At 60.2% G+C, this 9,128-nt stretch carries 9 protein-coding genes; 6 read left to right on the top strand and 3 right to left on the bottom strand.

The window, feature by feature from the left end; all coding sequences use genetic code 11:
- On the top strand, positions 1–2,069 hold a 2,069-nt coding region (locus VN887_08830; protein ID HXT40115.1), incomplete at its 5' end, for a hypothetical protein.
- Positions 2,070–2,309: 240 nt separating this feature from the next.
- A complete protein-coding gene (locus tag VN887_08825; protein ID HXT40114.1) occupies positions 2,310–2,765 on the top strand; it encodes a hypothetical protein in 456 nt (151 codons plus the stop codon).
- A 97-nt stretch (positions 2,766–2,862) separates the two neighbouring features.
- Here the strand turns inward: VN887_08825 and VN887_08820 are convergent, their stop codons facing one another.
- Positions 2,863–4,488, bottom strand: a complete 1,626-nt coding sequence (locus VN887_08820; protein HXT40113.1) for a hypothetical protein — start codon at positions 4,486–4,488, stop codon at positions 2,863–2,865.
- A gap of 348 nt (positions 4,489–4,836) precedes the next feature.
- Positions 4,837–5,058 (bottom strand): helix-turn-helix transcriptional regulator, encoded by a 222-nt coding sequence (locus VN887_08815; protein HXT40112.1) that lies wholly within the window; start codon positions 5,056–5,058, stop codon positions 4,837–4,839.
- A 95-nt stretch (positions 5,059–5,153) separates the two neighbouring features.
- On the opposite strand from VN887_08815, the gene VN887_08810 reads away from it, so the two are divergent.
- Complete coding sequence (locus VN887_08810) at positions 5,154–6,506, top strand: site-specific DNA-methyltransferase (protein ID HXT40111.1); 1,353 nt, start codon at positions 5,154–5,156, stop codon at positions 6,504–6,506.
- A gap of 1 nt (position 6,507) precedes the next feature.
- On the opposite strand, the gene VN887_08805 is transcribed toward VN887_08810, so the two are convergent.
- Positions 6,508–7,239: a GIY-YIG nuclease family protein gene (locus tag VN887_08805; protein ID HXT40110.1), complete on the bottom strand. Its 732-nt coding sequence runs from the start codon at positions 7,237–7,239 to the stop codon at positions 6,508–6,510.
- Positions 7,240–7,595: 356 nt separating this feature from the next.
- Between VN887_08805 and VN887_08800 the strand changes: the two genes are divergently transcribed.
- The 3 genes from VN887_08800 (at position 7,596) to VN887_08790 (ending at position 9,098) form a co-directional block, all read left to right on the top strand.
- Positions 7,596–8,024, top strand: coding sequence for a hypothetical protein (locus tag VN887_08800; protein HXT40109.1), 429 nt, complete (start codon positions 7,596–7,598; stop codon positions 8,022–8,024).
- 165 nt (positions 8,025–8,189) lie between these two features.
- Positions 8,190–8,693: a hypothetical protein gene (locus VN887_08795; GenBank protein HXT40108.1), complete on the top strand. Its 504-nt coding sequence runs from the start codon at positions 8,190–8,192 to the stop codon at positions 8,691–8,693.
- Positions 8,694–8,924: 231 nt separating this feature from the next.
- Complete coding sequence (locus VN887_08790) at positions 8,925–9,098, top strand: hypothetical protein (GenBank protein ID HXT40107.1); 174 nt, start codon at positions 8,925–8,927, stop codon at positions 9,096–9,098.
- The last annotated feature ends 30 nt before the right edge of the window (positions 9,099–9,128 follow it).

Here is a 9,128-nt window from a genome sequence, read left to right as displayed (position 1 = left end):
TGCTGGCCCGGCTCGATTATACCATCAAACGCGCCGGCGTGTTTGCGCTGCGCGTGGTTCTACCCGGGGATTTCCGGATCGAGGCGGTCACAGGAACCGAAGTCGCGCAATGGGCCGAGAAAACCGAAGGCGACGTCCGGGTGCTGGAAGTGACGTTGAAACAGCGCACGCTCGGCAATTGCGCGCTGGAACTTCAACTCGTCAAAGCACAGAAGGAACTGCCAAAAACAGTCGAGGTGGCCGGCGTGCACCCGCTCGACACGCTGAAGCTGACCGGATTCGTCGTCGTTTCGGCGGAGACCGGCGTGCAGGCGAAGGCGATGTCGTTCGAGGGATTGACCGAGGTGCCGGTGACGGCGGTTGAGGACAACGCCGGAGTTCAGGCCGCAAACCAGACGGGAGCGGACGAGCCGCCCGCCCGGCGTTCCGGCGCGGGACTCGCCTACAAATTCATCAGCAGCGACCCCGTGCCGGCGACCGCGCCGTGGAAGCTGCTCATTGCCGCCGAATCCATCGAATCATGGGTGCGCGCCGAGGTCGTCAACTGGCTGACGTTGAGCGAATCACTCGTGAACGGCCGCGCGCTGGTCCGCTACGACATCCAGAACGCGCCGGTGAAGGAATTTCGCCTGCGGATTCCCACGGCGTTCAAAAACGTCGAAATCACCGGCGCAAACATCCGGCGCCGCGATCAGAACGGCGGGGAATGGCGCGTGGAATTGCAGAACAAGGTCGCCGGTAATTATCTGCTCACCGTGACTTGGGAACAGCCATGGGGTGTGAAGGAACAGGCGAAGGAGACGCTGTTTGACGCGGCGGGCATCGAAGCGTTGGGGGCGGAACGGGAGACCGGCGCGACCGCGGTCATCGCAAAATCGGAGCTGCGCGTCACCGCAAAGCAGGCGAGCAGCGAGCTTGTCCGCATTGATCCGCAGGAGCTGCCCGAGTGGGCCGGCCGCGCCGGGCCGTCCACGGTGCTGGCCTACCGTTATCTGCGCCCTGGCTACCAGCTCTCGCTCGCGGCGCAGAAGTTTGCGCCGGCCGAAGTGTTGCAGGCCCTGGTGGACGACGCGCGGTTGACGACGGTCGTGGCCGACGACGGCCAGATGATGACGCGGCTAGCGCTTTCTGTGCGCAACAACGGGCGCCAGTTTCTCGAAGTGGCGCTGCCCAAGGGAGCGCAAGTCTGGTCCGCGTTTGTCGCCGGCCAGGCGGTGAAACCGAGTTTGCGCGACGGCAGGCTGCTGCTGCCCATCGAGCGGGCAGGAGACTCGGCCATCCCGATTGAGCTGACCTACGTGAGTGCGGAAAAGTTTCCGCGGACGAAGGGCGCGGTTGACCTTGCCTCTCCGGCGCTGGATGTGCCGGTGAAGAACGCGCACTGGCAGCTGTATCTTCCGTCGGACCGCGGCTACAGCGGGTTTGGCGGCACGATGACGCACGAAGCCGAGGCCGCGCCCGATTACCACAGCTTTACGTTGAGCGAATATTCACAGGCTGAAACGAAGAGCAGACGCGCGCGTGAGCTGGAGGTTTCCAGTTCGCTTGACGAGGCGCGGCGCAAACTGTCGGTCGGCCGGCTCGACGATGCCTCCAGGGTTTACAGCCAGGCGCGGCGGTCCGGGCTCAACGAGGAGCCGGAGCAGTTGAAGGAGCTCGAGAAAGACCTGCGCAAGGCGCAGCGGGACAATCTGGTCAACGCACAACGAGAGGCCATCGTGAACAACGCGGATTATTTTCAATCCGCGAACCAGCCCGCGCAACAGCAGTTGGGCCTGAAATACGACGGCAAAGCGGCCGAACTTCAGTGGGACCGGCTTCAAAAGGCCCAGGAAATCGCCACCGTCATCGCGCGGCCGTTGCGCGTGAACCTGCCGACACGCGGTCTGCGCCAGTCATTCTCGCAGGTGCTCCAGACAGAAGTCGGCAAGCCGATGCGGATCCACTTCGTTGCCGCCAGCGCCCGGGCCACGAGCTGGCCCTTGCGGGCCGGTCTATTCGGGTTGACCTTCGTCGGGTTGTGGGCGCTGGTGCGTTGGACGCTCGACCAACGGAAACCCGTCGTATGATTGATTCTCCCGGCCCGGGTTCCCCTCGGCCGTTCTCCGCCATTCGTCTGTCAGACCCTGGCTCGCAAGCCGCGCCATGGCTTCAGTCATGGTCGCGCAGGTAACGGCCCGGCGAGGATGGCGGTAATGAAATGCGGTCAGGACATTCATCGCGCTGTCGTTATCCGGGTCGGGGATGAGACCCGCACCACCTGGCTCCTGGCGGCTTGCGCCGCACCGTCGGCCGGGCACACTGGCGGCATGGCTGAACCGACCTCACACAAACGGCGCGGTTTTTTGTATCATCACTCGCTCTCCATCGTCAGCGTGGGACTGCTCGCGCTCTGGATCATTCTCTATGCGGTCTCGGATCCGGCCACGCACCTCGGTTCGTTCTATGGCAACGCGATTGCGGATTGGAGCGGCTCGGTGGTCATCATTCTGGGCACGAAATATCTGCTCGAGGCGCGATCCGCCGAAAGCCGGCCGGTGCGTCGTCACCTGAAAAATGCGGCCGCCAATTTTCTGTATCGCCATTCGCTGCTACTGTTCCTGCTCGTCACCGGCGTCGGATGGGCCGCCCTGTTCTGGAAAATGAATCCGCTCAGCAAATGGGGGCAGGTGGTCGGCAACATTGTTTCAGAATGGCTGCAAATGACCGGCCTGGTTTTCCTCACCAAACGCCTGCTGGAAAAAGGATCGAAGGAAAGCCGCTGAGTCCCTGCGCTCGGCGCCGCTGACGGAGCCGGTGGGAGACGTGGCCCGGAAATCTTTTCTCCGCGTGTTGCCCGCCCCAACGCCCGGCGGTTCCAATTCACGGCGCTGCAATCACCGATCCCGCCGGGTGATTCATGAGCTGCTGTTTCAGTGTGGCCGCGGCGGGAGTCCCCACCGCATTGAGGTGGTACGACTCGCCGGCGACCGGATTTATCCTGCCGCCCCGGATGTACTCCTCGATGTCCTGCTCGGTGACCTTGCTGCCCGTGGATTTCTTGTTCTCCAGGGCCCACTGATCTTTCGCGCCTTCAATCATGCGCAGATTGTTCATGATGGCATTGTATTGGGCGGTCTGGCGCGCCTTCACAAAATTCGGGACCGCGATGGCCGCGAGCAATCCCACCACCGCCGCCGGCTGCAGGGTGGCCATCAGCAGCGCTTTCCTGCTCGGGTCGGTATTACCGTTGCCGACTGTCAACCAGCCCGCGGCAGTGTTCGCTGAAACATTGTAAACGAACCCTTCCGCGCTCTGCGCGAACAACCCCTGCAGAACCGTCGCCTTCCCGGCTCCCGCGGCGCCCGCCGCAGACAGCGCGGCCGTCTGCAATCCGGAGATTGCCCGGCTGAACCGGGGACTGACAAAGACCAGACTGTTCCCCTGGTCCGGAACCTCCGATGCCATCCGTTTGAACTCCTCGGTGCCCTTCAGTCCCGGCTGTTTTCCGGAGCGCACCGCCAGCATCTCGCGAATCAACGTATCGGTGGACGCGAAGTAGAAGTAGTCGCCGGCCCGGGCGATGGAGGGCTGCAACGGAATTGGCACCGGCGCGGGCAGCGGCATCGTGCGCATCCGCAGTCCCTCTTCATCCACCCGTGTCGCCTGGGGATTCTCCTGAAGCAGTTTGTCGAGGTGATCGAAGAGAACGTCGTTCCTTACCTTGATCAAAAGGGCCAGACGCGGTTCGGGGATTTCCAGGGGCTGTGGCGTGGGCAACGGCAGCGACACCTTGCGGGTGTCGTCGAGCGTCAGCACAATTCCGAACTCCCCGCCCAGCGAATCCAACAACGCCTCGAAGTTGATTCCGGTCTTCCCCTCGAACTCTTTCGGGAATTCCTTGCTCCACTCCTCCAGCCCCGCAATGCCGGACCGCGACAGCTCGCGTTTCAGAATCGTCCAGAACCCCCGCAAATCGAAATCAAAAAAGACGCTTAACGCGGTCGTCGTGGGAAGCTGTTCGAGGCCCGTGAGCGCGTGCGGCGCGGCGCCGAAGAGTGACCAGAGATAACCGGACTTCCGGTCGGGATAATGATGGACGAGGAGCTTCGTTCGATAGCGGCCTTTCTCCGTGGCAATCCCGCTCATGCCCACCCCGCTGATTTCCTCGATGCCGCTGTTCCTGACCAAGCGCGTGGCCAGATCGAACCCCTTGTCGGCCTCGGCGCGCTGTTCGTCGGTGAGAACGGGCGCCAACTGGAGAAACCCGCGCCAGCTTGAGACGGTGTCGGACGCGGCGTGGATCCATTGCTCCGTGCCGAAATAGGCAAACAGGTTGCCGCCCGGATCGAGTTGCGAAGTGACTTCCTGAAAACTGGACTTTTCAGCCGGGACCGCGGGCGCGCCGGCGGGTTGCGCGTCCGCCGTCCGGCTGCGAGCGGGGACGAGAAACAAAGCGGCGAGAAGGACGATTGAGGTACGACGGACCGCGGAATTCGATGCATTCATAGTGGCTGCCCGGGTTGTGGCAGCAACCATCGATTGAATTCCCGGAAAAGTAAAGGCCGATGCGAGTGGTCTGAGGCGCGTGACCGACTGACGCAATGAGGAATTCACCGCCGGGGCGCGGAAGTGTTGTAGAACCGCAACGGAAACAAATCTTCGTTCAGGAGCGGCCTATTCCGTCCCTTGTAGCGTCGGTCTATGACTGATGAGGGTTGCCAAGAAAACAGCGCTGACACAGCGCCGCTACAGGCGGCGATACCGCCCCGACGGGGCTGGGGATTTATTGGGGGGAAATCGTTTCTACAAAGATTCCGCTTCTGACGGAGCTATGATGCCGACGACTTTGAGCTTTCAGACGCCCTCAACAAGTTTCGACAGCGTGACATTAAGTGCTTTGGCAAGTGGAACGAGTTTATCGAGCGAAATGTTCTCACGTCCGCGCTCAATTTCGGAAAGGTATGGCCAGCTCAGGTCCGCCTTTTCAGCCAATTCTTCCAAGGTCAAACCCGCGTTGGTTCGGCAGACGCGGATGTTTTTCCCGACGATCTCGCGATGATTGCCGACATGAGCCACTCAACCAGCAAACCTGAATTTGGATGTGTCGAACATTCGACATATCGAATGTTTGGGCTTGATCCTCCTTTCCAGATCGGGATCGATCCACCGGAATGTCTGGATCGTCCCGGCGGAAGGGTTCTTCGCCGAATGCCGCCAGCAGCAAGCGGCCAGATCAGCGATCCGATCCAAAACTGCAACCAAAACCTCTCTACCGTACCAAGCCGCCGAAACCCGCAAACACTGAACTCGTCCACGCCACCCCGCTTACTCCTGCGCATTTTCAACTCCGCGAAGACGGCACGATTGCCGTCGAACGCCGCGACGAAAAGCGCGCTCCAGTCCTGACCCTCTCCGACCCCGCCCGCAGTATTTGGCTTTACCACGGCAACTGCTTCGAATTGCTCGACGCCATCGCCGCTAAATATCCCGAAGGCCGCTTCGACTGCATCTTTGCCGACCCACCGTATTTCCTCTCCAACGGCGGCATCACCTGCCACGCGGGGCGCATGGTGAAAGTGGACAAGGGCGATTGGGACAAATCCCAGGGCGCGGATGAGAACCACAACTTCAACCGCGAATGGCTCGCCCGCTGCCGGCGCGTCCTCAAACCCAACGGCACGATTTGGGTGAGCGGCACGCACCACGTCATCTTCTCCATCGGCTTCGCCATGCAACAACTCGGCTTCAAAATCCTCAACGACATCGCGTGGGAAAAGCCCAACCCGCCGCCGAATCTTTCCTGCCGCTACTTCACCCATTCCACGGAAACCGTTTTGTGGGCCGCAAAAAACGAAAAAAGCAAACACCCCTTCAACTATCAGGAAATGCGGAAGGTCACGGGCAAGCAGATGAAAACCGTCTGGCGGCGCGATGAATTCTCCCGCGACGAAGCCGACCTCGACTCCGTGTGGACGATGTCCGCGCCCGGTAGCGACGAAAAAACTTTTGGCAAACACCCAACGCAAAAGCCGGTGGCGCTCATCGAGCGTTGTCTGCTGGCAGCTACGAGCGAAGGCGATTTGGTGCTCGACCCGTTTCTCGGCGGCGGAACAACCGCAGTGGCCTGTGTTCGAACCAAACGCGGTTGCGTCGGAATCGAGATGGATGAAGCGCACTTCGCGCTCGCCCTTAGTCGCACCGATCGTGAAACCGTTCTGATTTGGCTACGAGAATTCCGGGTGAACTTTGCCGTCTCGATCTTTTTGCAAAATGATCTTGATCCATATTGCCGATCTATGGATCGGATCAACGGGTTGAAAGACGGCGAGCCGAAAGCGGAATGTATCTACCACGAGACGAAATTTGTGTTTCTCTCGTGTGCCGCCGTCTCGTCCGCGAGCGTGGTTTACACGACAGTAGAATCAAGCTTGCAAGAAGCGTGGGCCAAAACGCCGAACGGAAAGAAACACGAGACAACGCACATCGTCCGCTGCCAGACGGAAATCCTGAGAGTGAAACCGTGAGCTATGCTGCGCCCTCGATTTGTTTCAGATTCTTGCCATCAGCATTCCGCCAAGCAGTCAGTCCGTTGACGTGACCGCCACAGACAACCGCCGCAGCAGCGCTCGGACTTGAGAATTCCGTGTCTTTTGTGAATGCGAATTTACCATCTAACTTTGCGAGTGTTCCATCTGCGAGATACTTTTCCCTCTGCTGGATGACCCACGGCGGAGCTGATGGCCGCAAATCCAATGTTGCTTCAGAGCCTTTGAACACCACGAACCCAGTGGCAGTCCGCTGCCCTGTGGCAATTAGTCCCTTGATCGGATAGGTCAACGAAGCGCCCAATGCTTTCGATTTCTCCGCTTTCACCAGCGGCACGAGAATGTCGCAGCCCAACACGGGCAGAAGCTGGGAGATGCGGGTGAGAAACACTTCCATGTCTTCACGGTCAGCCTCGGGCAATTTCGCGCCGCTTGTTTGGTCGTTCTCCAGTTCAAAGCGACCAATCTTTCCAGCTTCCTCAATCAGTCGCCCCTCCAAATATCGAATGTGAGATTTTGTGAGGTTCTCGTCCTTGCTCACAAACAAAATTGCCTGCACCCAGAATTCCTTTTCGCGCTGCTGCTTCAAGCGCTTGCCGACGTCTTCTGCCTCGCCAATGTAAGCCTTGGGCTTATTTGATTCGACGTTTGTTCCCACCAAAAAATAAACTCCGGCTTGGCTGATTTCCTCACGTTCAAAAAGGCCATCCAACTCCGTGCGCGGCGCGGCGAGAGCTTTGCCTGTCCAGTTGGAAATCTCCGCGATGCGAAGGCTTTGAGCGTCGCCATTGGGAAGAAAAAGTTTGATGGTCGCGGCGGCCATAATTCGATCCGCCAAGTAGATCAAACGACGGATCACGCGTCAACAGCCCCGCCCGACTTCATCATGCGGCAGTTGTTTTCCCCGTATCGAAAGTGGAGGCGCGGGATTCCGCAGAAACGGCTTCGCCAGTGGTTCTTTTGCTGGCATGAAGTCGCAGCACGGCCGCGCTACCTCTTCATCGTCGCGGCAGCAGGCCGAGTTTTGGTCTTGAACTTCCGGCCGGGCGGCGTTAGAGGCGCTTGCTCATGGCCATGCACTGTCAGCAATGCGGGGCGGAGATCTCCAGGGGCTGGGCGATGTGTCACTCCTGTTCCGCGCCGATCAAACGCGAGGGATGGTTCAGCCGACTGTTGCGCGGCCTGGGCAGCGTGCGGGTGAGCGTGGTGAAAAACCCGCTGCCCGCGGGTGTCAAGGTGAACATGAAGATCACCGAGCAAATCAAAATCCGTGACCCGCAGACGGGCGAAATGCGGGAGTATCATTCGCTGGACGACGTGCCGGCGGAGTTTCGGGAAAAAATCCGCCAGGCGCGCGATGAGGCGGTTCACGGTCAGGTGCGGAATGTGATTTCGGTGACCGATGCCAGCGGAAAGGTCCAGACCTATCATTCCGTCGAGGAGATGCCGCCGGACCTGCGGGCGATTTATGAAAAGGCGCGCAGCTTGAGTTCCTGAGCGTCGCCTGAATTCGCTTCGGCGCCCGTCTCCGCGCTGTTCCGCTGGGTTGGCCTACAACGTTATCACGGCACGACACTCCTGCCGGCCCTGGCGCTGGGCGGAACCGCAGACCGGCAATCTTGGAGTTGTGATTTTGGCGGGTTTGAGCGATGCTATTCCACGATGAAAATGACGTATATTCTGACCGCGAGTCTGGCGGCGGTGTTTCTCGCCGGATGTGAAACAGCGCCTCCCGGGGCCGAACGCGGGCCGCACGGCACCATCGCCTACGACGTGCTTGTCGAGGCTTCGGCGCCGGGCGCAAAGATTGAGGCAAACGGCCAGGTGGTGGGTGATGCTCCCTTGCATTTGAAAATCTTCGGCGACAAAGACGGGACGTTTCACGATTTCGGCGCCGAGTATTATGTGATCCGGGCTTTGCCGGTGACGACGAACCAGTTTACCCAGACGCGATGGTTCGGGACCGGAAAGTGGTTCGGGCCGGAAGACCACATTCCACAGAACATTTACTTCGACATGAACCAAAACACGCCGCAGACACCGCCGCCGGCGTACGGGTATCCGGGCTATGGCCCGCCGGCTTACTATTATGGCGACCCGTACTATTATGGTCCCTCGTTCCGGTTCTATTTCGGCCCGCCCGGCCGCCGGTACCGGCGCTGGTAACGGTTAGCCGCCGGACAAAACGGTCTCGCCACGACCGCGAAAGACGCCTGCCGAATCATCCGCGGAGCGCGCGGATTGAGAATTCTTCACGGATGAGGCAGGCCCGGTCCCCTGACCGGGCGCGAACCAATCGTCATGTGAGAGCACGCGGTCTGCAATATTTTTGTCGGTTGTTTCCGCGTTCGTGAAGATTGACGGGAGTATTTCACCACGGTTCGTGTCTAACGGAACATGAAACGCTGGATTTGTTCGTGTTTGATTCTGGCTGCGATGATCAGTTCCGGTTGGGCGGCCGGACTGATCGTGGTGGATGAAGCGTATTGGCCCGGGGCGAGGCCGCCCGTTTACCCGCCGCCGGAACATCCGCGTCACTGGCCCGTGCCGCCGCCGCGCGTTTACCGGTAAACGCGCGGCGGCGGCACGGGCCAGTGACGC

This window comes from Candidatus Angelobacter sp. (assembly GCA_035607015.1).
Classification (GTDB): domain Bacteria; phylum Verrucomicrobiota; class Verrucomicrobiia; order Limisphaerales; family AV2; genus AV2.
The sequence above is the reverse complement of the archived record's forward strand: the minus strand, read 5'-3'. Positions and strand labels throughout refer to the sequence as shown.